Annotated in this window: 15 protein-coding genes and 1 pseudogene; 6 read left to right on the plus strand and 10 right to left on the minus strand. The window is 71.3% G+C overall.

Annotation, left to right across the window (positions count from 1 at the left end):
* Positions 1 to 136 precede the first annotated feature (136 nt).
* The gene (gene secA, locus TNCT6_RS18930; protein ID WP_141360483.1) at positions 137 to 2,953 is read left to right on the plus strand and encodes a preprotein translocase subunit SecA; all 2,817 of its coding nucleotides are present in this window, start codon (positions 137 to 139) and stop codon (positions 2,951 to 2,953) included.
* 89 nt (positions 2,954 to 3,042) lie between these two features.
* Here the strand turns inward: secA and TNCT6_RS18935 are convergent, their stop codons facing one another.
* Positions 3,043 to 3,426, minus strand: coding sequence for an Rv3235 family protein (locus TNCT6_RS18935; protein ID WP_373996184.1), 384 nt, complete (start codon positions 3,424 to 3,426; stop codon positions 3,043 to 3,045).
* 1,295 nt (positions 3,427 to 4,721) lie between these two features.
* On the opposite strand from TNCT6_RS18935, the gene TNCT6_RS18940 reads away from it, so the two are divergent.
* The 4 genes from TNCT6_RS18940 (at position 4,722) to TNCT6_RS18955 (ending at position 13,211) form a co-directional block, all read left to right on the plus strand.
* Positions 4,722 to 5,237: a hypothetical protein gene (locus TNCT6_RS18940; RefSeq protein ID WP_141360484.1), complete on the plus strand. Its 516-nt coding sequence runs from the start codon at positions 4,722 to 4,724 to the stop codon at positions 5,235 to 5,237.
* Positions 5,238 to 5,317: 80 nt separating this feature from the next.
* The gene (locus tag TNCT6_RS18945) at positions 5,318 to 5,986 is read left to right on the plus strand and encodes an HAD family hydrolase (protein WP_141360485.1); all 669 of its coding nucleotides are present in this window, start codon (positions 5,318 to 5,320) and stop codon (positions 5,984 to 5,986) included.
* A gap of 574 nt (positions 5,987 to 6,560) precedes the next feature.
* The gene (locus tag TNCT6_RS18950) at positions 6,561 to 11,498 is read left to right on the plus strand and encodes an NAD-glutamate dehydrogenase (RefSeq protein ID WP_141360486.1); all 4,938 of its coding nucleotides are present in this window, start codon (positions 6,561 to 6,563) and stop codon (positions 11,496 to 11,498) included.
* A gap of 198 nt (positions 11,499 to 11,696) precedes the next feature.
* A complete protein-coding gene (locus TNCT6_RS18955) occupies positions 11,697 to 13,211 on the plus strand; it encodes a hypothetical protein (RefSeq protein ID WP_253266156.1) in 1,515 nt (504 codons plus the stop codon).
* A gap of 30 nt (positions 13,212 to 13,241) precedes the next feature.
* On the opposite strand, the gene TNCT6_RS18960 is transcribed toward TNCT6_RS18955, so the two are convergent.
* Together TNCT6_RS18960 and TNCT6_RS18965 are read right to left on the minus strand one after the other, a co-directional pair.
* Complete coding sequence (locus TNCT6_RS18960) at positions 13,242 to 14,138, minus strand: ABC transporter ATP-binding protein (RefSeq protein WP_373996185.1); 897 nt, start codon at positions 14,136 to 14,138, stop codon at positions 13,242 to 13,244.
* A complete protein-coding gene (locus TNCT6_RS18965) occupies positions 14,044 to 14,958 on the minus strand; it encodes an ABC transporter permease (protein WP_141360488.1) in 915 nt (304 codons plus the stop codon). Before TNCT6_RS18965 ends, TNCT6_RS18960 begins: the two co-directional genes overlap by 95 nt.
* A gap of 170 nt (positions 14,959 to 15,128) precedes the next feature.
* Here TNCT6_RS18965 and TNCT6_RS18970 point away from each other — a divergent pair, with 170 nt between their 5' ends.
* A complete protein-coding gene (locus tag TNCT6_RS18970; RefSeq protein ID WP_141360489.1) occupies positions 15,129 to 15,767 on the plus strand; it encodes a TetR/AcrR family transcriptional regulator in 639 nt (212 codons plus the stop codon).
* A gap of 257 nt (positions 15,768 to 16,024) precedes the next feature.
* Here TNCT6_RS18970 and galE read toward each other — a convergent pair whose 3' ends face one another.
* The 7 genes and pseudogenes from galE to TNCT6_RS19005 all read right to left on the minus strand — a co-directional run bounded on the left by galE (position 16,025) and on the right by TNCT6_RS19005 (position 25,515).
* Positions 16,025 to 17,017 carry a UDP-glucose 4-epimerase GalE gene (gene galE / locus TNCT6_RS18975; RefSeq protein WP_141360490.1) on the minus strand — a complete coding sequence of 331 codons (993 nt, stop codon included), beginning with the start codon at positions 17,015 to 17,017 and terminating at the stop codon, positions 16,025 to 16,027.
* A gap of 58 nt (positions 17,018 to 17,075) precedes the next feature.
* The gene (locus TNCT6_RS18980) at positions 17,076 to 18,692 is read right to left on the minus strand and encodes a glycosyltransferase family 2 protein (protein WP_141366585.1); all 1,617 of its coding nucleotides are present in this window, start codon (positions 18,690 to 18,692) and stop codon (positions 17,076 to 17,078) included.
* A gap of 44 nt (positions 18,693 to 18,736) precedes the next feature.
* On the minus strand, positions 18,737 to 20,023 hold the full coding sequence (locus TNCT6_RS18985) for a glycosyltransferase 87 family protein (protein ID WP_141360491.1): 1,287 nt from the start codon (positions 20,021 to 20,023) through the stop codon (positions 18,737 to 18,739).
* Between the two features lie 486 nt (positions 20,024 to 20,509).
* A pseudogene (locus tag TNCT6_RS18990) lies at positions 20,510 to 21,163 on the minus strand (glycosyltransferase family 2 protein); the annotation flags it as partial.
* Positions 21,164 to 21,775: 612 nt separating this feature from the next.
* Positions 21,776 to 22,687 carry a carbohydrate ABC transporter permease gene (locus TNCT6_RS18995; RefSeq protein ID WP_141360492.1) on the minus strand — a complete coding sequence of 304 codons (912 nt, stop codon included), beginning with the start codon at positions 22,685 to 22,687 and terminating at the stop codon, positions 21,776 to 21,778.
* A gap of 88 nt (positions 22,688 to 22,775) precedes the next feature.
* Positions 22,776 to 24,119, minus strand: coding sequence for a carbohydrate ABC transporter permease (locus tag TNCT6_RS19000; RefSeq protein ID WP_172632952.1), 1,344 nt, complete (start codon positions 24,117 to 24,119; stop codon positions 22,776 to 22,778).
* Between the two features lie 7 nt (positions 24,120 to 24,126).
* A complete protein-coding gene (locus TNCT6_RS19005) occupies positions 24,127 to 25,515 on the minus strand; it encodes an ABC transporter substrate-binding protein (protein ID WP_141360494.1) in 1,389 nt (462 codons plus the stop codon).

A 25,515-nucleotide genomic window follows, 5' to 3' on the forward strand; every position in this document is an offset into this window, starting at 1 on the left:
CTCCGTGAAGCTGCGGACGGGTGGCCTTGCGGCAGGCCCTCCCGGCTTGGCTGTGTCCTCGCATACGATGGCCGTTGCTCAGTACGTCAATGGAAACCGACCGTCCCAGGCCCGACCGGCAAGGAGACCAACCCCCGTGTCCGTCCTCTCGAAGATCATGCGTGCAGGCGAAGGCAAGATCCTGCGCAAGCTGCACCGCATCGCGGGCCAGGTCAACTCCATCGAAGAGGACTTCGTCGCCCTCTCCGACGCCGATCTGCGTGCCCTCACCGATGAGTACAAGCAGCGGTACGCGGACGGCGAGAGCCTGGACGACCTGCTCCCCGAGGCGTTCGCCACGGTGCGCGAGGCGGCCAAGCGTGTCCTCGGCCAGCGGCACTACGACGTCCAGCTGATGGGCGGCGCCGCCCTGCACCTGGGTTATGTCGCCGAGATGAAGACCGGCGAGGGCAAGACCCTGGTCGGCACCCTGCCCGCCTACCTGAACGCGATCTCGGGCGACGGCGTGCACATCATCACGGTCAACGACTACCTGGCCGAGCGCGACTCGGAGATGATGGGCCGCGTCCACAGGTTCCTGGGCCTGTCCGTCGGCTGCATCCTCGCCAACATGACGCCGGCCCAGCGCCGCGAGCAGTACGGCTGCGACATCACCTACGGCACGAACAACGAGTTCGGCTTCGACTACCTCCGCGACAACATGGCGTGGTCCCAGGACGAGCTCGTCCAGCGCGGCCACAACTTCGCGATCGTCGACGAGGTCGACTCCATCCTCGTCGACGAGGCCCGTACGCCGCTGATCATCTCCGGCCCGGCCGACCAGGCCACCAAGTGGTACGGCGACTTCGCCAAGCTGGTCACCCGCCTGAAGAAGGGCGAGGCGGGCAACCCGCTCAAGGGCGTCGAGGAGACCGGCGACTACGACGTCGACGAGAAGAAGCGCACGGTCGCCATCCACGAGGCCGGTGTCTCCAAGGTCGAGGACTGGCTGGGCATCGACAACCTCTACGAGTCGGTGAACACCCCGCTCGTGGGCTACCTGAACAACGCCATCAAGGCCAAGGAGCTCTTCAAGCGCGACAAGGACTACGTCGTCATCGACGGCGAAGTCATGATCGTCGACGAGCACACCGGCCGTATCCTCGCCGGCCGCCGCTACAACGAGGGCATGCACCAGGCGATCGAGGCGAAGGAAGGGGTGGATATCAAGGACGAGAACCAGACGCTCGCCACGATCACCCTGCAGAACTTCTTCCGCCTCTACTCCAAGCTCTCCGGCATGACCGGTACGGCGATGACCGAGGCCGCCGAGTTCCACCAGATCTACAAGCTCGGCGTGGTCCCGATCCCGACCAACAGGCCGATGGTCCGCAAGGACCAGGCGGACCTGATCTACCGCACCGAGGTCGCCAAGTTCGAGGCGGTCGTCGACGACATCTCCGAGAAGCACGAGAAGGGCCAGCCGATCCTGGTCGGCACCACCTCGGTGGAGAAGTCGGAGTACCTCTCGCAGCAGCTCAGCAAGCGCGGCGTCCAGCACGAGGTGCTCAACGCCAAGCACCACGAGCGCGAGGCGTCGATCGTCGCCCAGGCCGGCCGCAAGGGTGCGGTGACCGTGGCGACGAACATGGCCGGCCGCGGTACGGACATCAAGCTCGGCGGCAACCCCGAGGACCTCGCCGAGGCGGAGCTGCGCCAGCGCGGCCTCGACCCCGAGGAGCACATCGAGGAGTGGGCCGCGGCCCTGCCGGACGCGCTGCAGCGCGCCGAGGAGGCGGTCAAGACCGAGAAGGACGAGGTCGAGAGGCTCGGCGGCCTGTACGTGCTCGGCACCGAGCGGCACGAGTCGCGTCGTATCGACAACCAGCTGCGCGGTCGTAGCGGCCGTCAGGGCGACCCGGGCGAGTCCCGCTTCTACCTCTCCCTGGGCGACGACCTGATGCGTCTGTTCAAGGCGCAGATGGTCGAGCGCGTGATGTCGATGGCGAACGTCCCGGACGACGTGCCGATCGAGAACAAGATGGTCACGCGCGCGATCGCGTCCGCCCAGTCGCAGGTCGAGCAGCAGAACTTCGAGACGCGCAAGAACGTTCTCAAGTACGACGAGGTGCTCAACCGGCAGCGCGAGGTCATCTACGGTGAGCGGCGCCGCGTCCTGGAGGGCGAGGACCTGCAGGAGCAGGTGCTCCACTTCATGAGCGACACCATCGACGCGTACGTCGGGGCGGAGACCGCCGAGGGCTTCCCGGAGGACTGGGATCTCGACCGGCTGTGGGGCGCCTTCAAGCAGCTCTACCCGGTGAAGATCACCATCGAGGAGCTGGAGGAGGCGGCCGGGGACCGCGCGGGTCTGACGGCGGAGTTCATCAGCGAGTCCATCGAGGACGACATCCGCGAGCAGTACGAGGCCCGCGAGGCGCAGCTCGGCTCGGAGATCATGCGTGAGCTGGAGCGCCGGGTGGTGCTGTCGGTGCTGGACCGCAAGTGGCGCGAGCACCTCTACGAGATGGACTACCTCCAGGAGGGCATCGGCCTGCGCGCGATGGCGCAGAAGGACCCGCTGGTCGAGTACCAGCGCGAGGGCTTCGACATGTTCACCGCGATGATGGAGGGCATCAAGGAGGAGTCCGTCGGCTACCTGTTCAACCTGGAGGTCCAGGTCGAGCAGCAGGTCGAGGAGGTGCCGGTCGAGGACACGAAGCCGGTGGCCGACCTGGAGAAGCACGACGCGGTTCCGGCGCAGGCCGGCGCGCGTCCGGAGATCCGGGCCAAGGGGTTGGACGCGCCGCAGCGGCGTGACCTGCACTTCTCGGCGCCGACTGTGGACGGCGAGGGCGGCATCGTCGAGGGTGAGTTCGCCACGGACGGCGAGCCCGTGCGTTCGGAGGCCGACGGCCTCACGCGTGCGGAGCGGCGCAAGCAGGCCAAGGCCGGGCGCCGCCGCAAGAAGTGACCGGCGCTCTCTGAGAGAGCCGGCAGCGTACAGGGAAGGGCCGGGCACCCTCGGGTGCCCGGCCCTTCGGCTTGGGCTGCGGTTCGCCGTCAGGGCAGGTCGTCCTTCGTGCGGGGCATACGGGGGCCGCCCAGTTCCACCGCCGTGCAGCGCCAGCGCCGGTCCCGACCCTGCTCCAGGCGGAACGCCATCGCGCGCAGCTGGTCGCCCGCGCCGATGCGGGCGAAGGCCTCCACGGCGCCCGGGCGGGGCTCGTAGTAGCCGATGTCGCGCACGACGGGGCGGGCGCCGCGGGTGCGCAGCGCGCCGCGCTCCGCGAGCCAGGCGAGCTCGTCGTAGGCCCGGCCCGCGGTGTGCCGGAGCATCCAGTGCACGGGCCGCTGCCCGCTGAGAACGGCGAGCAGCCGATCGGCGAACAGATCGGTGGCGACGGGCAGCGAGACCGCCCGCACGGCGTCCTGAGCACTGGGCACGACCCCCGCCGCGCCTGCCGAGCCTGCGGCGCGGGCTGCGCCCGCGTAGCCGCCCGGCTCGGACCTGTGGGCACCCACCCGACGGGTTCCGGCTGCGACCGCTTGGCCTGGGGCAGTCCCGGCGGACGCGCCCGCCGCGCGGGCTGCCGCGGTGGCTGCGGGCGCCGGGTCGGTGCCCGGGTGTGTCGTGTCCGACCTGCGGGCTGCGGCCGCCGGGAGCCCTGGGGCCGTTCTGGCGGCTGTCCGTGCCGTGCCGGCTGCCGCGTTGGCGGCCGGGTGTGCCGTGCCCGTCCTGCGGGCTGCGTCCGTTGAGCGGGCTGGAGCCGTCCCGGCGCCTGCGCTGGCCGTTCGGCCTGGGGCTGTCCTGGCGGTAGCGCTTGCCGTGCCGGCTGGCGCGTTGGCTGTGCGTGCCGGGTTGGCGCCTGGGTGGCCCGTGCCCGTCCCGCGGGCTGTGCCCGTCGTGCCCGCTGCCGCAGTGGCCGTGGGCGCCGGGTCGGCGGCCGGGTGTGGCGTGTCCGTCCTGCGGGCTGTGTCCGTCGAGGGGGCTGGTGCGGGACTGGCGGCTTTGCTCAGCGGGCGGTTCGCGGCTGTTCTGGCGGGTGCTGCCGTTGTCGGTGCGCCCGTGGTGCGGGGCGCTGGGCCGGGGGCACTCGTGTCCGTCCTGCGGGACCTGCCCGCCGCGGCGGCCGGGATCGCCGTCTCGGCGCCCTCGTTCGGCCGTGGGACGTGCCCTCCCGAGTCCCGCGTGCCGGTCCGCGCGGGTCGGGGGCGGAGTGGGGTGGCTGGAGGGCGGGTGTCGCGGGGGCGCGTAACGGGTGTGGAGCTGTTGCGGGGTGGGGGGTTGTCGTCGGCGGTGCGGGGGAGGGTTCCGCCTGGGGTGCGGGGTGGGTAGCCGCCGGGGCGGCGGGGGTCGCGGCGGCCCGGCGGGTGGGTGCCCGGGCGGCGCTGGGTCCTGGTCATGACCTTGTTCATGAGTCCCCGTTCGGTGTCGTTGTCCGGCGCCGGCGCCCAGGGCACCGGTTTGTACCGGGCAGTAACTTCCTGCTGGGGCTCTTGTACGAGGCCGAGGGCGCCACGGCAAGGAAGGCGCGGCGCGCGTCGGGCCGTGGACGAGTTCACCTGTACGTGTGATCGCGAGGACCGTGACCCGTGTGGGGACTGGGGCGGACCGGGTGAGGTGAGGGGCTCGCGGTGGACGGATCGGGCGGTGTGGCCGGGGACTCGAAAGGGGGCTCCCGCACGTATCCTGAAGGCCGTCCGGGCGGCGAGCCCTCCGACCACGAAAGCGGCCTGCCATGCGTGTCTACGTCCCCCTGACCCTCTCGGGCCTCGCCGAGGCGCACAAGGCGGGGGAGCTGGGGACGGGGGCGCTCACCGCGTACGCCGTGACGCCCGCCCTGCGCGAGTGGTACCTCTCCGACGACATCGAGGAGCTGGAGTACGCCGCGCTGAACCGGGCCGCGCTCGCCTCGCTGCGGCTGCTGGCGCTGGACCCGGGCGCACCGCGGCACCGTGTGGTGGTCGCCGTGGACGTGCCCGACGGCGCGGCGACGGCCGACCCCGACCGCGGCCTCGACCCGGTCGCGCTCGGCGAGGTGCGGGTGGCCGGTCCGGTGCGGCTGGCCAAGGCGGCCGCCGTGCACGTCGACTCCGATGACGCGGAGGCGGACGTGACCGCCGCGGCCGAGGCCCTGGGAGCGGCGGACGCGGGGGACGACGACGCCCAGTTCGTGGTGGACGGAGCCGAGGACCACGAGCTGCTCTGGTACGCCACACAGGAGATCCCGAACCTCGTCGGGCTCGGCGGCTGAAGCCCCCGGACCGCGACCGCACCACAGGTCGCGACCTGCCGATCTCCTGATTGTCAGTGGCGGCGGGTACGTTTTCCGGTATGGGGAAACAGTCAGGGACGCACATCGTCTGGGACTGGAACGGCACGCTGTTCCACGACAACGACGCGGTCATCGGCGCGACGAACGCGGCATTCGCCGAGCTGGGCCTGGAGCCGATCACGCTGGAGCAGTACCGCGCGCTGTACTGCGTGCCGGTCCCGAAGTTCTACGAGCGGCTGCTGGGCCGGCTGCCCACCGAGGCCGAGTGGGACACGATGGACGGCGTCTTCCACCGGTACTACGCCGAGCACCGCACCGGATGCACCCTGACCGAGGGGGCCGTGGAGCTGCTCACCGGGTGGACGTCGGCCGGGCACAGCCAGTCGATCCTCAGCATGTACGGGCACGAGGACCTCGTCCCGCTGGTCCGGGGCTTCGGGATCGAGACGCACTTCCTCCGGGTGGACGGGCGGACGGGCCGCTCCGGCGGCAGCAAGGCCGAGCACATGGTGCGGCACCTGGGCGCGCTGTCCGAGAGGGTGAACCCCGCGCGCACGGTGGTGATCGGTGACGCGGCGGACGACGCGGTGGCCGCGCTGCACGTCGGGGCGCGGGCGGTGCTCTACACCGGCGGTTCGCACAGCCGGGCCAGCCTGGAGGAGGCGGGCGTGCCGGTGGTGGACACCCTGCGGGAGGCGGTCGCGGAGGCGCAGCGGCTGGCCGAGTGAGCGGCACGCGGCGAGAAGCGCGGGAGAAGAGCGGGGAGGCGCGGGGAGAGGGAAACGGTGGTGACGACGTGGAGTGGGAAGCGCGGAGCGGGAAACGCGGTACGGCGGGGTCCGGCGGAGCCATACGCCGCCTTCGCCGTCCCCACCCCTGTGCAGAACGTCAAACTTCCACCCCCGGTTTTGTACACATACGGCTCATGACGGGCCCCCCGTGAGGAGCGATAGCCTTGTGGCGTGATCAGCGCGATAGTTCGCGGGGGCGCCGTCGCCTCCGCTGTGCGCCCGGTGAGCACGGACCACATCCGTGTCCGGGCGGCGGTCGCTGGTCCTCGCGGGCGGGAAGGGGCCTCGACGGCCCCCAGGACGCCGCGTCATCCACGGGCACAGGCGCTGCCGAGAGCAGCGTCACACCCGTCGGACGCGTCGAAGAAGGCTGATATCCCCCCGCTCATCTCACTTTCCGGCATAGCGTCGAAGCACACCGGACATCCCGGGCCGCGGCGTCACGCCGGAGGGGAAGAGACCGTACTTCCTTCTACGTCACGCAACGGCGCGCGACAGGAGCCAGAGGACAATGCAGACCAAGCTGGACGAAGCCAAGGCCGAGCTGCTCGAGAGGGCCGCCCGGGTAGCTGAGAACAGTCCGCTCGGGGGACATATCCCGACCGGGTCGACGGGCGAGGGCACGCCGGACCGGGAGTCCGTGCTCGCGTTCCTCCAGCGTTTCTACCTGCACACCGCCCCCGAGGACCTCGCGGGCCGTGACCCGGTCGACGTTTTCGGCACTGCCTACTCCCACTACCGCCTGGCCGAGAACCGCCCCCAGGGCACGGCCAACGTCCGGGTCCACACCCCGACCGTCGAGGAGAACGGCTGGACGTGCAGCCACTCCGTCGTCGAGGTCGTCACCGACGACATGCCCTTCCTCGTGGACTCCGTGACGAACGAGCTGACCCGCCAGGGCCGCGGTATCCACGTGGTGATCCACCCGCAGTTCGTGGTGCGCCGTGACGTCACCGGCAAGCTCATCGAGGTGCTGCCGGCCGCGGCGCCCGGCGAGGAGCTGCCGCACGACGCGCACACCGAGTCCTGGATCCACGTCGAGACCGACCGCGAGACCGACCGCGCCGACCTGAAGCAGATCACCGCCGATCTGCTGCGTGTGCTGTCCGACGTCCGCGAGGCCGTCGAGGACTGGGAGAAGATGCGCCAGGCGGCGACCAGCCTCGCCGAGGACCTGCCCGGTGAGCCGGCGCCCGGCGACCTGCGCGCGCAGGAGGTCGAGGAGGCCCGCGAGCTGCTGCGCTGGCTGTCCGAAGACCACTTCACCTTCCTCGGCTACCGCGAGTACCGGCTGTGCGACGACGACTCCCTGGCCGCCGTGCCCGGCACCGGGCTGGGCATACTGCGCGCGGACCCGCCGCACGCCGGCGACGACAGCCACCCGGTCAGCCCGTCCTTCGAGCGGCTGCCCGCCGACGCCCGCGCCAAGGCGCGCGAGCACAAGCTGCTGGTGCTGACCAAGGCCAACAGCCGGGCCACCGTCCACCGGCCCTCCTACCTGGACTACGTGGGCGTCAAGAAGTTCAACGACAAGGGCGAGGTCGTCGGCGAGCGCCGCTTCCTCGGCCTGTTCTCGTCCGCCGCCTACACCGAGTCCGTGCGCCGGGTCCCGGTCATCCGCCGCAAGGTCGACGAGGTCCTCGAGCGCGCCGGCTTCTCGCCCAACAGCCACGACGGGCGCGATCTGCTCCAGATCCTGGAGACCTACCCGCGCGACGAGCTCTTCCAGACCCCGGTCGGTGAGCTCCAGGCGATCGCCACCTCCGTGCTGTACCTCCAGGAGCGCCGCCGGCTGCGCCTGTACCTGCGCCAGGACGAGTACGGCCGCTACTACTCGGCCCTCGTGTACCTCCCGCGCGACCGCTACACCACCGGCGTGCGCCTGCGGATCATCGACATCCTGAAGGAGGAGCTGGGCGGCACCAGCGTCGACTTCACCGCCTGGAACACCGAGTCGGTGCTCTCCCGGCTGCACTTCGTCGTCCGTGTGCCGCAGGGCACCGAGCTGCCGGAGCTGTCCGACAGCGACAAGGACCGCATCGAGGCCCGCCTGGTCGAGGCCGCCCGCTCCTGGACGGACGCCTTCTCCGAGGCGCTGACCGCCGAACTCGGCGAGGAGCGCGCCGCTGAGCTGCTGCGCCGTTACTCGGGCGCCTTCCCCGAGGGCTACAAGGCCGACCACACCCCGCGCGCGGCGGTCGCCGACCTGTGCAACCTCGAGCAGCTGAACGAGGACAAGACCTTCGCGCTGAGCCTGTACGAGCCGGTGGGCGCCGCCCCCGAGGAGCGCCGGTTCAAGATCTACCAGAAGGGCGGCTCGGTCTCCCTGTCCGCCGTGCTGCCGGTGCTCAGCCGGCTCGGCGTCGAGGTCACCGACGAGCGGCCGTACGAACTGCGCTGCGCGGACCGTACGACGGCATGGGTCTACGACTTCGGCCTGCGGATGCCGAAGGAGTCCGGCGGTACCGGCGACCACCTCGGCGACGACGCCCGTGAGCGCTTCCAGGAGGCCTTCGCCGCCACCTGGACGGGCAAGGCGGAGAACGACGGGTTCAACGCCCTGGTGCTGGGCGCCGGGCTGAACTGGCGCCAGGCGATGGTGCTGCGCGCCTACGCCAAGTACCTGCGCCAGGCCGGCTCGACCTTCAGCCAGGACTACATGGAGGACACCCTCCGCAACAACGTCCACACCACCCGGCTGCTGGTCTCCCTGTTCGAGGCGCGGATGTCGCCGGAGCGCCAGCGCGCCGGACACGAGCTCGTGGACGCGCTGCTGGAAGAGGTCGACGCGGCCCTGGACCAGGTGGCCTCCCTCGACGAGGACCGGATCCTGCGGTCCTTCCTCACCGTGATCAAGGCGACCCTGCGTACCAACTTCTTCCAGGAGGCGCGGGAGGGCGGCCGGCCGCACGACTACGTCTCCATGAAGTTCGACCCGCGGGCCATCCCGGACCTGCCGGCGCCGCGCCCGGCGTACGAGATCTGGGTGTACTCGCCACGCGTGGAGGGCGTGCACCTGCGCTTCGGCAAGGTCGCCCGAGGCGGTCTGCGCTGGTCCGACCGGCGTGAGGACTTCCGCACCGAGATCCTCGGCCTGGTCAAGGCGCAGATGGTGAAGAACACCGTCATCGTGCCGGTCGGCGCCAAGGGCGGGTTCGTCGCCAAGCAGCTGCCCGACCCGAGCGTGGACCGGGACGCGTGGATGGCGGAGGGCATCGCCAGCTACAAGACCTTCATCTCGGCGCTGCTCGACATCACCGACAACATGGTCGCCGGCGAGGTCGTGCCCCCGGAGGACGTCGTGCGGCACGACGGTGAGGACACCTACCTGGTGGTCGCCGCCGACAAGGGCACGGCGCGGTTCTCGGACATCGCCAACGAGGTCGCCCAGTCGTACGACTTCTGGCTCGGCGACGCCTTCGCCTCCGGCGGCTCGGCGGGCTACGACCACAAGGGCATGGGCATCACCGCCCGCGGCGCCTGGGAGTCCGTCAAGCGGCACTTCCGGGAGCTGGGCGTGGACACCCAGACCCAGGACTTCACGGTCGTCGGCATCGGCGACATGTCCGGTGACGTGTTCGGCAACGGCATGCTGCTGAGCGAGCACATCCGCCTCGTCGCCGCCTTCGACCACCGGCACATCTTCATCGACCCCGAGCCGGACGCGGCCGTCTCCTACGCCGAGCGCCGCCGCCTGTTCGAGCTGCCGCGCTCCTCGTGGGCGGACTACAACGCCGAGCTGATCTCGGCCGGCGGCGGGGTGTTCCCCCGTACGGCCAAGTCGATCCCGGTCAACGCGCACATCCGCGAGGCCCTCGGCATCGAGGCCGGCGTCACCAAGCTGACCCCGGCCGACCTGATGCGGGCGATCCTCAAGGCCCCGGTGGACCTGCTGTGGAACGGCGGCATCGGCACGTACGTCAAGGCGTCCACCGAGTCCCACACCGACGTCGGCGACAAGGCCAACGACGCCATCCGCGTCGACGGCCGCGACCTGCGGGTCCAGGTCGTCGGCGAGGGCGGCAACCTGGGCTTCACCCAGCTCGGCCGGATCGAGTGCGCGATGCAGGGCGCCCGGATCAACACCGACGCCATCGACAACAGCGCCGGCGTGGACACCTCCGACCACGAGGTGAACATCAAGGTCCTGCTCAACGGGCTGGTCGCGGAAGGCGACATGACGGTCAAGCAGCGCAACAAGCTGCTCGCCGAGATGACCGACGAGGTCGGCGCCCTGGTGCTGCGCACCAACTACGCGCAGAACACGGCGATCGCCAACGCGCTCGCCCAGTCCAAGGACATGCTCCACGCCCAGCAGCGCTTCATGAAGCACCTGGTGCGCGAGGGTCACCTGGACCGGGCGCTGGAGTTCCTGCCCACCGACCGGCAGATCCGTGAGCGGCTGGCCGCCGGGCACGGCCTGACCGGTCCGGAGACGGCCGTCCTGCTGGCGTACACGAAGATCACGGTCGCCGAGGAGCTGCTGCACACCTCGCTGCCGGACGACCCGTACCTGCACACCCTGCTGCACGCCTACTTCCCGACCGCGCTGCGCGAGCAGTTCGCCGAACGGATCGACAACCACCCGCTGCGCCGCGAGATCACGACGACCGTCCTGGTCAACGACACGGTCAACACGGGCGGTACGACCTATCTGCACCGCCTGCGGGAGGAGACCGGGGCGTCGCTGGAGGAGATCGTCAGGGCGCAGACGGTGGCCCGCACGATCTTCCGCTCGGCTCCGGTGTGGGATGCGGTCGAGGCGCTGGACAACAAGGTCGAGGCCGACGTCCAGACCCGGATCCGCCTGCACTCGCGCCGCCTGGTCGAGCGCGGCACGCGCTGGCTGCTGAACAACCGGCCGCAGCCGCTGGAGCTCGCCGAGACCATCGCGTTCTTCTCCGAGCGGGTCGGGCAGGTGTGGGCGGAGCTGCCCAAGCTGCTCAAGGGCGCGGACCTGGAGTGGTACCAGGAGGTCTACGACGAGCTGTCCGGCGCCGGCGTCCCGGACGAGCTGGCCACGCGCGTGGCCGGGTTCTCCTCCGCCTTCCCGGCGCTCGACATCGTCTCGGTGGCCGACCGTATGGGCAAGGACCCGATGGACGTCGCCGAGGTGTACTACGACCTCGCCGACCGCCTCCACATCACCCAGCTGATGGACCGCATCATCGAGCTGCCGCGCGCCGACCGGTGGCAGTCCATGGCCCGTGCGGCGATCCGCGAGGACCTGTACGCGGCGCACGCCGCGCTGACCGCGGACGTGCTGGCCGCGGGCAACGGCACCGCCACGCCGGAGCAGCGCTTCAAGGTGTGGGAGCAGAAGAACGGGGCGATCCTGTCCCGGGCGCGTGCCACGCTTGAGGAGATCCGCGGCTCGGACGCGTTCGACCTGGCCAACCTGTCGGTGGCGATGCGGACGATGCGCACGCTGCTGCGCACGCACTCGTAACGCGCGGGAGGCCGACCCGTACCCGAGGGCGCCCCGGACCTTTCCGGTCCGGGGCGCCCTCATGCCGTTCACGCCGTCTTCTTGCCGTCGTCCAGGAAACGCCGGACGCCGAATTTACCGTTTCCTGCTAAACGGGATCATTCCTATAAAGTTGCCGCGTGAACACCCTCGGTAGTCGCACCTGGCTCTTCCGGCACGATGCGCACCGCGCCGCCTGAGGCACCCTCAGCGGGCACGGCCGTCGGCCGGCCGCCGACCTCCCCGGGAGGGGCCTACGCGCCCCGCGCGGCCGCCGTGCTCCTCGCCGCCCTGCTGCTTCTGGTGATCGTCCGGCTGCCCTGGGCCGGCGACCTGGGCATGCACGCGGCGACCATCCAGCGGCTGCGCCACAGCGTGCTCCACCCTGGCAACCCGCTCGTCGACGCCGACACCCCGAGCCCGTACTACTCGCCGTGGATGCTGCTCCTCGGCTCCGTCGCCCGGGCCGGCGGCCTGTCGGTGTTCGTCGTGCTGCGGCTCGCCGCGTTCACCGGGCTCACGCTGCTGGCGACGGGCGTCTGGCGGTACGTCAGAACGCTGAGCGCGCACCGGGCCGCGCCCGCCCTGGCCGCCCTGAGCCTGGTTCTGCTGTGGGGTACGGAACTCATCAACTGGAGCGGCTTCCTCTCCCTCAACTCCCTCGCGCTGACGGTGTCGTATCCCAGCGTGCTGGCCCTCGGCCTCGCCTTCCACTACTGGGCCTGGCTCACCCGGGCGCTGCGCGCGGAGGCCGGGTGGGAGGTGTGGCTGGGGCTCGGGACGCTGTGGGCGCTGATCCTGCTGTGTCATCAGTTCACCGGGTTCGTCGCCACGCTCGGCGGTCTCGCCGCGGTGCTCGCGGCCCGGCCCCCGCGTGCCCTGTGGCCGCGGCTCGGCGCCGGGGCGGCCCTGGGGCTGCTGGTGCTGTGGCTGTGGCCGTACTACGACTTCTTCGCCCTGTTCTCGGCCGGAAGCGATCTGGAGGAGGTGCACCGGGCGCTCTACACGAACTTCCTCGGCCGCTACTGGCTGGCCCTGCTCGGAGTGGCCGCGCTGGTCGTGCGGTGGCGGCGCGACCGGCGGGACCCTCTGGTGACCTTCTTCCTGCTGGGCGCGCTGGTGTGTGCGACGGGTTTCGCCACGGGCCACTACGCCTGGGGCCGGACGCTGCCCGCCGCCCTCGTCCCGGCCCAGATCGCCGCCGCGCTGGAGGTGGTGCAGGGGGGCGGGCGCGCCGTGCGGACCCGCTGGGCGTGGGCGCTGGGCGGCGCGCTGGCCCTGGGCGCGTGGACCCAGGCCGGCGTGCTCGGGTACGCCGTCGGGCGCGCGGCGCTGCCGGACGTGCTCGCGGCCGACTACACCCCGACCTGGACCGGGTACTACTGGATCACGCCGTACGTGAAGTACGGGGATGTGGTCATGGCGCGGGACCTGCCCTCCCGGCTGATCCCGGCCTACGGCCCCTACACGGTCGCCCCCGGCTACCCGGACTTCTTCCTGCCGGACGAGTCCCGGCGCGAGCGGGCGGTGCGGCGCTACTACACGCTCCGCACGCCGGAGGGCGTACGCAGGGACATCCTGCGCACCTATGCCGTGCGCTGGGTCGTGGACGGAAGCAGACCGCGCCACGACCCCGAACTGCGCGTGGTGACCCACGGCCCGGGCGGCCAGGTCCTCTACGCGGTCACTCCCTGACCGGCCCGCCGGGCGCCGGGCGGAGTGGGGCTATCCCTTGGCCTTCTTCTTGTCGGGGCCGCCCGTGAAGGCCTCGTAGGCCTCGAGGACCTCCTCGGTGGGGCCGTCCATGCGTAGTTCGCCGCGTTCCAGCCACAGGACGCGCTCGCAGGTGTCGCGGATGGAGGCGTTGCTGTGGCTGACCAGGAACACCGTGCCGGCCTGTGCGCGCAGTTCGCGGATCCGCTTCTCCGAGCGGCGCTGGAAGGAGCGGTCGCCCGTGGCCAGTGCCTCGTCGATCAGCAGGACGTCGTGGTCCTTGGCGGCGGCGATGGAGAAGCGCAGCCGGGCGGCCATGCCGGAGGAGTACGTGCGCATCGGCAGCGTGATGAAGTCGCCCTTCTCGTTGATGCCGGAGAAGTCGACGATGTCCTGGTAGCGCTCCTTGACCTCCTCGCGGGACATGCCCATGGCCAGTCCGCCGAGGAGGACGTTGCGCTCGCCGGTCAGGTCGTTCATCAGCGCCGCGTTCACGCCGAGGAGTGAGGGCTGGCCGTCGGTGTAGATCCTGCCGTTCTCCACGGGCAGGAGTCCGGCGACCGCCTTGAGCAGCGTGGACTTGCCGGAGCCGTTGGTGCCGATCAGGCCGATGGCCTCGCCCTTGTAGGCGACGAACGAGACCTTCTTGACCGCGTGCACCCGGCGTACGCCGGCCGCCTTCTCGGCCTTCTCGCGGCGCAGGATCCGGTTGAGGGCGGCGGTTGCCGAACCGCGGCCGGAACCGGTGCCGTTGACCCGGTAGACGATGTCGACCCCGTCGACCACGACGGTGGGGATCTTGTCGGTTTTCAGCTCAGCCACGGCCGTAGGTCTCCTCAGCCTTCCAGAAGTAGATGAAGCCGCCGACCCCGGCGAGCAGGGCCCAGCCCAGCGCGTACGCCCACACATGGTGGGGGAGCTGGTGCGCCGTGAAGCTGTCGATCAGCGCGAAGCGCATCAGGTCGATGTAGACGGCGGCAGGATTGGACTGCAGCAGCACCTTCAGCACGTGTGGCATGTGGCTGTGGTTCAGCGTCGCGTCGATGCTCCACATCACGCCGGAGACGTACATCCAGGTGCGCAGGAGGAACGGCATCAGCTGGGCGATGTCCGGCGTCTTGGCGCCCATCCGGGCCATGATCATGGAGACGCCGGCGTTGAACACGAACTGGAGCAGCAGCACCGGGACGGCCAGCACCCACGACATGGTGGGCGTCATGCCGAAGCAGAGCAGGATCGCCAGGAGGGCGACCATCGAGAACAGCAGCTGCTGGAGCTGCTGAAGCGCGAAGGAGACCGGCAGCGCGGCCCGCGGGAAGTGCAGGGCCCGCACCAGACCGAGGTTGCCGGAGATCGCCCGGGTGCCCGCCATGATCGAGTTCTGGGTGAACGTCCAGATGAACACGCCCGTCACCAGGAACGGGATGTAGTCCGCAACGCCGCGGCTGGTGCCCATCAGGATGCCGAAGATGAAGTAGTACACCGCCGCGTTCAGCAGCGGGGTGGCGACCTGCCAGACCTGGCCGAGCTTCGCCTCGCTGTACTGGGCGGTGAGCTTGGCGGTGGCGAAGGCGCTGATGAAGTGGCGCCGCGCCCACAGCTGCCGGACGTACTCGGACAGGGAAGGGCGGGCGCCGCTGACCGACAGGCCGTGGCGGATGGCGACCGTCGCGAGGTCGTCCTCGGCCAGGGCCGTGGTGTGGGGCGGTGTGTGGAGGGCCTGGCTCACATCCGCTGCTTTCGCTCGGGGGGAGGTGGTGCCGGCGTCCGGCTTCGTGCCGCCGTCGGTTTCCTTACGGTTCTCTTCACATTTTCTTACGTCGGAACGGCACCGTATCGTCGCAACGTGAGCGTACGGCGAAGTGACGCCGCAACGCAACCGTTTCGTCGTAACGCCCTATGCTTGGCCGCATGACGACGAACGCCGACCAGCCCCAGACGCGCCCCCGCCGCCGGGTCCCCGCCGGGGCGGCCGTGCTCCGCGAGGACGTGACGGAGGCGATCCGGGCGGCGGTCTTCGAGGAACTGGCGTCCGTCGGCTACGCGCGGATGTCCATCGAGGGGATCGCGCGGCGCGCGGGCGTCGGCAAGACGGCCGTCTACCGCCGGTGGCGCTCCAAGCTGCACCTGGTGCTGGACATCGTCTCGGCGCTCGCCGTGCAGGGCCTGCCCGCGCCGGACACCGGCTCCCTGGAGAGCGACCTGCGGCTGCTGTACGAGGTGACCTCCCGGGCCCTGCGCCACCCCATCGCCTCGCAGGTCATCCCCGACCTCCAGGCGGAGGCGGCCCGCAACCCGGACATCGCCGAGGCCATGCAGAAGGCCCTGCGCGACGGTCAGGAGAGCGTGGCCAGCAGCATCCTGGCGGCGGCCGAGCGCCGCGACGAGATCCGCCCCGGTCTGGACCGGGACCTGGCCCTCGACCTGATCTCGGGCCCGCTGTACTGGCGCGCGGTCGTCATCCGCACGCCGAAACTCCCCAAGGGCTACCTGGACGCCCTCGCCCGGGGCACGGCCGAGGCGATCAAGGCGCTCTGACCAAGGGGTCCTCGTGCGGCTCCGGGTGGGTCGTTGCAGCACCCTCACGGGCCGGGCGGGAACGGGATCCGCAGCGGCCGGACGGGACACCCCGCCCAGCCCGAATCAACCAGCCTCCGCGGGCCGGATGGGGCGGGGGGCCTGCGGAGGCTGGACACGACAGCCCGCACACCGGTGGTGGGCGTGTGGCGGCCCGCGCCCGCGTGTGATGGCGCCACCGGGCCGCCGGAGCGGCCCGGTGACGGCGGGTGGTGGGGTCAGATGCGGGCTGCCTCCGGGTGGTGGAGGAGCCAGCCCTGCCAGGCTGAGGTGATCATGTCGTAGAGGTCGCGTCGGGCCTTCCAGCCGAGTTCCGTGGCGATGCGGTCGGCGGAGGCGACGACGCGGGCGGGGTCGCCGGGGCGGCGCGGGGTGACCGTCGGGGGGCTGTTGTAGCCGGTGACGGCGTTGATCGTGTCGATCATCTGGCGCACCGAGATCCCCTCCCCGCGGCCGATGTTCAGTGTGAGGTCGAGGCCGGGGGAGGAGCGCAGGGCGCGAGCCGTGGCCACGTGGGCCTCCGCGAGGTCGACCACGTGGATGTAGTCACGGATGCAGGTGCCGTCCGGCGTGGGGTAGTCGTCCCCGAAGATGCGCGGGGGCATGTTCTCGGTCAGTCGTTCGAAGACCATCGGGACCAGGTTGAAGACGCCGACGTCCGCGAGGCGCGGACTCGCCGCGCCCGCCACGTTGAAGTACCGCAGGGACGCCGTGGACAGCCCCGTCGCCCGGCCGGTCGCGCGCACCAGCCACTCGCCGGCCAGCTTCGTCTCGCCGTACGGAGACATCGGCGCGCACGGCGTCTCCTCCGTGACCAGGGCGTCGTCCCGCGCGGCACTCGGCATGCCGTACACGGCCGCCGAGGAGGAGAACACGAACGAACCGACCCCGGCCGCCGTCACCGCCTCCAGCAGGACCCGCAGGCCCTCGACGTTCTCCCGGTAGTAGTGCAGGGGCCGCTCCACCGACTCGCCCACCTGCTTCTTCGCCGCCAGGTGGACGACACCGGTCACCTCGTGCTCGGCGAGGGCACGCGCCAGCCGGTCGCCGTCCAGCGTGGAGCCCTCCACCAGCGGGACGTCCCGCGGGACACGCTCGGCGATGCCGGTGGACAGGTCGTCGTACACCACCGCACGCTCGCCCGCCTCGGTCATCGCGTGGACGACGTGCGCTCCGATGTAGCCGGCTCCGCCGGTGATCAGCCAGGTCATGCGGGCGTCTCCTCGTCAGTTGGCCCAGGTCGTCGTATGGAGGCGGGGTGTGGTGCGCTCACCGGGGCGCGGCCCGGTGGAGCAGACGGCGCAGTCTGCCCCGCAGGATGGACGTCACCCCGTGCAGTCCCGCCGCCAGGCGTACGGCCAGCGCGCCGGAGTGCGTGGCGTACGGCTGGACCAACAGAAGGCCGTAGCGCACGCTCGGTACGACGCGGCGGCGCAGCAGACCGGCGCCCGCGCGCGCGTGCGCCGTCACCTTACGGTTCGTGCCGTCGGCGAAGCACACTCGCAGCCGCAGGTCCCAGGTGCCGGCCCCCAGCCCCGCGAGGTCCACGCCCGTCTCGGCCGACCAGGTGGCGTCCCCGGCCGGCGTGAGCGGGACGGTGGCGCCCGGGACCGTGCGCCCCGCCTCACGGTGCAGCCACTCCACCTCCAGGGCCTCGGGCCCGGCGGACGTCACCCTGCCGTACAGGTCGTGCAGGCGCAGCAGCAGCAGGCTCGTCCCCGCGAGGGGACGCACTTCCGCGTCCACGGCCAGGGGCAGGACGTGGACCGGCCGGACCAGGTAGGGCTCCAGGCCGATCTGCGGAAGGTCGTCCGCCCAGACGGGACTGCCGTCCTTGTCGCGGGCGTAGGGCGGGCACAGACGGGCCGGGCGCGCGGCGAGCTCCTTCAGGCGCGGCAGGTCGCGCGGCCCGGGCGACGCGAGGATCACCCGTCCGAGGAGGTGCCCGGCGGTCGTCGGGTTGACGGCCCAGTCGGCCGCGTCGTACTCGCCGAGGTACTCCCGCGTGTGCTCCCACCAGGCGTACCGGTACCCGGCGTCGCGCAGGCCCAGCTCACGCGCGTACATGCGCAGCTCGTGGTCGAGGAACTTGGCGCGCGCCGCCCGCGCGAGCTCCTTCTGCCCTGAGCTCAGCAGGATGTCGTACGCCGACCGGCTCGCCTCGGTGCGCGCCCGCCAGTTCTCGATGTTCGCGCGGTCCAGAGAGATCGACAGCTGCCCGGCGGACCGGCGCACGTTCCACACGTACACCTGGTCCGGGATGAGGGCCATGCGCGGGTCGGCGGCCAGCACGCGCGCGGTGAACACGAAGTCCTCGTACGGGAAGTGGCCTTCCGGGAAGCGGATCGCGTGCTCGCGCAGGAAGTCGGTGCGGTACAGCTTGTTGACGCACAGGGTGTCGTGCACGAGACGCGGGAGCTTCGCGGGGTGCGTGAGGACGGCGCCCGTGCTGTAGAGCTTCCGCTGCCACGGCACTTCCCGCCCGGAGGGCAGCTCACGGCGCACGCACAGGCCGCTCACGACCTCGGCCCGCTCCTTGCGGGCGGCGGCGAGCAACGCGTCCACCGCGCCCGGCGGCAGCACGTCGTCGCTGTCGAGGAACATCACGTACGGCGTGGTGACCGCGTCTATACCGGTGTTGCGCGGGCTGCCGCAGCCGCCGCTGTTCTCCTCGCGCCGGATCACCCGCACTCTCGGTTCGGCCGCGGCCAGGCGGTCGAGCAGTTCGAAGGTGCCGTCGGTCGAGCAGTCGTCGACGGCGACGACCTCGCTGACGGAGGGACCCTGCGCGAGAGCCGAGCGCACAGCGTCGGCCATGTGGGCGATGTCGTTGTAACCGATCACGACGACGCTGACGTCGGTGGCCTGGTCGGGGTGCAGATGCATGGAATCCACGGGCCGGAATAGTAGGGGTGGTCGGTAATCTCCCGTTAAGAGGGGCTTAGCGTCCCGTGCGGAAGACGGTGAATGTCCGACCCGGGTTCCCCGTCGGGGGTCACCGATTTCGTCGATCGCCACAACCGGGCAAAAGAGAATAGCGCGGCGGCGGCCAGCAGACCGTTGCGCATGAGCATGAGCGCACAACCTGTCCATGAACAGGCCACCACCTGGTGGTAAAGGGTGGGATATGCGATCACGCTGACCAGGCTCGCCAGCGCGATCAGCGCGGCGACCGGACGCTGTGTGGTCAGCGGTGACGTCAGGCACACCGCCGCGAGGCCGAGCAGCCAGACCATGTACTGCGGGCTGATCACCCGGCTGGTGACGGTGAACAGCAGGACGGCGCTCAGCGCGGCGTCGTACGGTGTCGCCCCCGTCCAGTGCCGGGCCCGGATCCGCCAGAGCAGCAGCAGCCCGAACGCGCTCGCCGACAGGAGCAGCGAGAGGTGCGCGACGGTCGAGACGTACGGTCCGGTGAACTCCATGGCCCCGTACCGGTAGCGCACCCGGCCCGGCCAGCCGGCGTGTGTGGCCAGCGCGAGCGCGGTGCCGCCGAACGACTCGATCTGCACGCCCCGGCCGCCCTGCTGGCGCGCGAAGGCGAGCGGGTTCCTGAACAAACCGGCGAGGACGGCCAGCACCACGGCGCCGGTGGCGGCCGCCCATGTCCAAGCCGACCGGGTCGCACGGCCCCGGGGCAGGCCGACCAGCGCCAGCGCCGGCCACACCTTCACCAGGGCGCCCAGCGCGGCGAGCGCGCCGCACGCGCGCGTGGAGCGCGACAACGTCAGCAGGGAGAGCACGGCCAGGGCGGTGGCCTGGACGTCGTAGCGGGCCAGCGGGATGTGCAGCAGCAGGGGCAGGCCCAGCGTCCAGTAGCCGGCCCCGCGCAGGCTGCGGCCGGGGCGGCTGCCCGCGTGCGCCAGGGCCAGCGTGACCAGTGCGTCGGCGGCGACCGTGAGCACCACGAAGGCCTGGAAGTACGTCAGGCCCGGCAGCAGTGCGGGCGACAGCAGCACCGGTCCGGCGCCCGGCGGGTACTGCCACAGCGTGTCGTGCGCCGGGAACGCGCCGTGGGACAGCAGGACGTACCAGTGCTGGTACAGCTTCCACACCTCGCGCGCCACCGAGCCCCGGCCCAGTCGGGGCAGTCCGTTGTGGGCGAGCAGCCACAGCATCAGGGCGCGCGTGAGGAGCCAGGCGGCCGTCAGGGCGAGGAGGCGGTGTCTCGTCGACGGACGCGTGAGAAGACGCGTCACGCTCTGGAAGGCGCTCATCACGGCGGATCGTAATCCGCGGGAAAGCCGCATATGTGCTGATACGCGTCCAGTCGTTGGTAAGAGCCTGCCAAGTGGACCAAAACAGTCGCGGCACCCGGGCCGCGCGCCCGTGCGGGGCCGCGCTCTCCCAGGTCAGCCACATCACGTCGTCGCCCTTCATCGAGGGACCGGGCTCCACTCGTCCGGCCGGCTTCCGGTACGCGGACCCGGGATGCCCGCCGCCGGCCGGGGCACCACACGCTCCAGCAGCAGCGGCACGCCCACCACCGGCAGCAGCCAGGCCAGCACGATCAGCCGTTCGCCCCACACGGTGATGTCGGGATGCGCCGCCTGCGTGAGGAACCCGGTGAACGCCGTCGCCGCCACGAAGAGGCCGAACGCCCCCCGCCGCCGCAGCGCGCCCCACGCGCCGGCGGCGAGCAGGGCGGCGAACACCGGCTGCCACAGATGCCGGCGCAGCCACTCCAGCCAGAACCCGCCCTCCAGCCGGCTGCCCTGCCGGCGCAGCAGATGCCGTACGACGACCCGCCGCAGCACCGCGACGCGCTCGGCCGCGACGGCGACCAGGCCGCCCCAGCCGACGTCGGTGCGGTGCCCGTCGGGGAAGGCCAGGCCGCGCCCCGTCACGAAGGAGCGGCGGTAGACCGCGCTCCACGCGGGCAGCGGAACGCCGGTCAGGTGCGGGGCCTCGGCGGGGGAGAAGGCGGGCGCGCGGACGGTGACCGGCGGCGGCCCGGCCGTGGTGGCCGGCTCGCCGTCCCACCAGGGAGTCCGCTCGTGCTCGAAGTAGAGCACGTCGACGTCGCCCGTCTCCTCCAGACGGGCGGCCAGCGCGGACAGCGCGCCCGGCACCAGGGTGTCGTCGCCGTCGAGGAACAGCAGATACGTGCCGCTCGCCGCCCGCGTCCCGGCGTTGCGCGCCGCGCCGAGGCCCGCGGACGGGGGCGAGTGCACCAGGACCACCCGGGAATCCCGCCCCGCGTGGTCGGCGGCGACGCCGGCGGCCGGGGCGGCCGGGCCGTCGCACACCGCGATCAGCTCGAAGTCTCCGAAGGACTGGGCGAGGACCGAGTCCAGCGCCAGGGACAGCCGGCCCGCGACGCCATGCGACGGGACGACGATGCTGAATCGGGGCATTCTGCTCTTTCTTCTGTTGATCCAGTCCGCTGTGTGCATACGGACTCCCAAAAGAGCAAACGGCGTTCAAAGGCTCCGGGTGACGGTCTGCGGGCCGGCGGGTTGCGGCAGTGTTGCGAACGGGCTTCGGCCCGGGGCCGCGACCTGCGACGACACCGGACGGCACGGGGAGACGGCGACCGGCTCGGCCACGCCGTGCGCGACCGGGCGCGCAGCACGGCGGCCCGCAGCACGCGCAGCGGCTTGACGACCCGCTCGACCGCCCGGCGGCACAGCGCCGTCACCAGCCGCAGCACCCGGATCGCGCGGTGCGGGGCCAGCCGGACCAGGGCGTACCGCAGCCCGGTGCGCAGCGCCGGCCGGAGGCCGAGGGCGCGGCAACGGCGGTGGCACGCCTCCAGGAACGCGCGCGGGTACGCCGGAATCCGGTGCGCGGGGACGGTGACACTGAACCTGGGCAAGGGTGCATCCAAGGGCCGACGTGGGCGTTCTGCCCGGGAACGGCCGGTGGAGCGAGTCGGTCACGGCCCGCTGAGGCATGTGGGGGACGGCGGGCCGAGCGGTTCGGGGCTGTCCGGCACGGGACCGCCCCGAACCGCTCGGCCCGTGCGCTTACTTGACCGCTCCCGCCATCACGCCCGAGACGAACTGCCGCTGGAAGGCGAAGAACACGGCCAGCGGGATCACCATGGAGATGAACGCCCCGGGTGCCAGGACGTCGATGTTGTTGCCGAACTGGCGTACCTGCGTCTGGAGGGCGACCGTGATCGGCTGCGTACCGGACTTGGTGAACACCAGCGCGACCAGCATGTCGTTCCACACCCACAGGAACTGGAAGATGCCCAGGCTCGCGATCGCGGGCCCGCCCAGTGGCATCACCACGCGGGCGAACAGTCGCAGTTCACCGGCGCCGTCGAGGCGGGCCGCCTCCAGCAGTTCGCGGGGGATCTCCGCGAAGAAGTTCCGCAGCAGGAACACCGCGAACGGCAGGCCGAACCCCGTGTGGAACAGGATCACCCCGAAGATCGTGCCGAACAGGCCGATGTTGCCGAACAGTTCGGCGATCGGGATGAGCGCGACCTGCACCGGCACGACCAGCAGGCCGACCACGGCCAGGAACCACCAGTCCCGGCCGGGGAACTCCATCCAGGCGAAGGCGTAGCCCGCCAGCGAGCCGACCAGGACCACCAGGACCGTCGCCGGCACGGTGATCAGGACCGTGTTCACCAGGGAGTCGGTGATGTCGCCGTTCTCCAGCAGGTTCCGGTAGCTGCCGAAGGTGAGCTGCGCGGGCTTGCTGAAGACGGTCCACCAACCGCTCGCGCTCATGTCCTCCGGCGCGCGCAGCGACGACAGCAGCAGGCCGATCGTCGGGACCAGCCAGAACAGGCCCACCACGATCAGGAAGACCCTCAGCGCGCCACCGCTCACGGCCTCCGCCAGCCGCGACCCCAGGGACGGCTTCGCCTTCACGGCCTCGGGAACGGGCGCCGCCTTCGTCGGACTCCCGGTCTGCGCTGTCATCGCCGCACCTCCCGCCGAAGCCTGCGCATGTTGCTGTGCCCGTCCCGGGGGCGACCCCCGGACCCCCGGCGGACAGCCGGACGCGCCGTCATCGCCGCACCTCCCGCCGAAGCCTGCGCATGTTGAACAGCATCACCGGGATGACCAGCAGCAGGAGGAACACCGCGATGGCGCTGGCGATGCCGGGTTGTCCCTCCGAGAAGCCCTTGCGGTACAGCTCCAGGGCCAGGACGTTGGCGTCGTCCTGGGAGGAGCCCGGGGCGATGATGAAGACCAGGTCGAAGATCTTCAGCACGTTGATCATCAGGGTGACCGCGACGACCGCGAGCACGGGTGCCAGCAGCGGCACGGTGACCCGGCGGAACACCTGCCACTCGTTGGCGCCGTCGACCCGGGCCGCCTCCAGCAGTTCCCTGGGCACGCCCGCGAGCCCCGCGGCGATCAGCACCATCGCGAACCCGGCCCACATCCACACGTACGCGCCGATGATGGCCGGAGTGACCAGCGACGGGCCCAGCCAGTCCACCCCGTTGTACGGCGCCTTGAAGTTGCTCGCCGGGAGCCGGAGTTGAGCACCGTCCGCCTGCGCGGGCAGCGTGAACGTGCCGTCGTCGGCGGCCTTCGCCGAGGCGACCACCTTGCCGTCCTTGACCGCCTCGATCCGCATCCCGGCATAGCCGAACTCCGACGGGTCGACCGCGCCGAGCTTCCCGACGCCCTTGCCGCGTGTGAAGTCCTGCCAGGCGGTGCCGGTGATCCTCCCCGGCTGCGGCTCGGCCCGCACGGCCCGCTTCGCACTCTTCGGCATCTGGTCGGGGGCGACGCCGACGAGGGGGAGGGCCACCGACTCGCCGGTGCGGACCGTGGCCGAGGTGATGAAGCCGCCCTGGTCCGGCTTCAGCGGCGAGTCGCGGCCCGGGTGGGCCTTCGGGAACGCCGAGGACTGCGCGAAGGTGTCGTGCACGCCGACCCACACCGCGTTGGCGACGCCCCGGTCCGGGTCCTGGTCGTAGACCAGCCGGAAGATGATCCCGGCCGCCAGCATGGAGATCGCCATCGGCATGAAGACGACCAGCTTGAACGCCGTTCCCCAGCGCACCCGTTCGGTCAGCACCGCGAAGACCAGACCGAGCGCGGTGGCGACGGACGGCGCGAACACCATCCAGATGACGTTGTTCTTCAGCGCGGTGCGGATGCCGTCGTCGGTGAACAGGGCCTCGTAGTTGTCGAACCCGGCGAAGCCGTCGCCCGAGGCATTGAAGAAGCTGCGGACGACCGAGTACCCGATGGGGTAGACCACGAGCGCGCCGAGCAGCACCAGGGCGGGCAGCAGGAACAGGGCCGCCACGGTCCTGCGGGTGCCGGTCACACTCTTGCGACGACGGGGCGCGGCGGGACCCGCTGAGGCTCCCGCCGCCGTGGCCGGCGCCATCGCCGGATCAGCTCCCGCCGCCGTACGCCGCCGCCGCGTCCTTCTCCAGCCTCGCCTGGGTGCCCGCGACGTCCGAGGGGTTCTTCAGGAAGTCCTGGAGTTCCTTCCACTCGCCCTTGCCGGGCGTGCCGCCGAAGGCCTGCGGGGCCTGGTCGGACATGTCGAAGCGGAAGTCGTCGCCCGAGTCGATCAGCGCCTTGGCGATCTTCCGCTGGACCTCGTTCGGATACGCCGAGTCCGGCACGTTCTTGTTGGGCGACAGGTAGCCGCCGAGCTTCGCCTGGATCGTCGCCGCGTCCGCCGAGGCCAGGAAGGTGACCAGGGCCTGGGCCGCCTTGGAGTCCTTCAGGATCACGGCCGCGTCGCCGCCGGAGACCACCGGCGGGGTGGAGCCCACGGCCGGGAACGGGAACACCTTCGCGTCCGTGCCCACCTCGGCCTTGGTCTCACCGATGTTGACCTGGGCGAAGTCGCCCTCGTAGACCATGCCGGCCTTCGGCTGGTCGCCGCCGGTGAACGTCTGGGTCACCGAGGCCGGGAACTCGGTCTGGAGCGCGCCGTTCGGGCCGCCCGCGATGTAGTCCTTCTTGGACCAGATCTGGGCGAGCGTGGTGAGGGCGTCCTTGACGGACGGGTCCGTCCACTTGATCTTGTGCTGGGCGAGCTGGTCGTACTTCTCCGGGCCCGCCTGGGAGAGGTAGACGTTCTCGAACCAGTCGGTGAGGGTCCAGCCGTCGGCGCCGCCCACGGAGAACGGGGTGACCCCGGAGTCGTAGACCTGCTGCGCGGTGCTCAGGAGGTCCTTCCAGGTCTTGGGCTCGCTCGCGCCCGCGTTCTCGAAGACCTTGGCGTTGTACCAGATCAGCGACTTGTTGGCGGCCTTGTAGTAGGCGCCGTACTGCGTGCCGTCGACCTTGCCGATGTCCTGCCAGCCCTGCGAGTAGTTCCTGGCGAGCTGCGCCTGGGCCTCGGGGCCCAGCGGCGTGGCCCACTTCTTGTCCACGGCCTGCTTGATGGCGCCGGGCTGCGGGAGCAGTGCCACGTCCGGCGGCTGGCCGCCCGCGATCTTGGAGCCTAGGAAGTTGATGATCGGGTCCTGGGCGGGGACGAAGGTGACCTTGGCGCCGGTGCGTTTCTCGAACTCGGCGAGAACCTGTTTGAAGTTCTTCTGCTCGCCGCCGGTCCAGACGGCGGCCACCTCCAGCGTCGCGCCGTCCAGCTTGGGGAGGGTGACGGCGGCGCCGGGCTTCGTGCCCCTGCTGCTCTGGTCGTCGCCGCTCTTCTTGTCGTCGCTTCCGCCGCACGCGGTGAGGGAGAGGGCCAGGGCTCCCGCGGCGACGGCCGCGGCGGTCCTGGCGGCCCTGTGGCTGAGGATGGTGCTGCTCGTGCTGCGCAT

The sequence above is a fragment of the Streptomyces sp. 6-11-2 genome (assembly GCF_006540305.1).
In the GTDB taxonomy this organism is placed as follows: domain Bacteria; phylum Actinomycetota; class Actinomycetes; order Streptomycetales; family Streptomycetaceae; genus Streptomyces.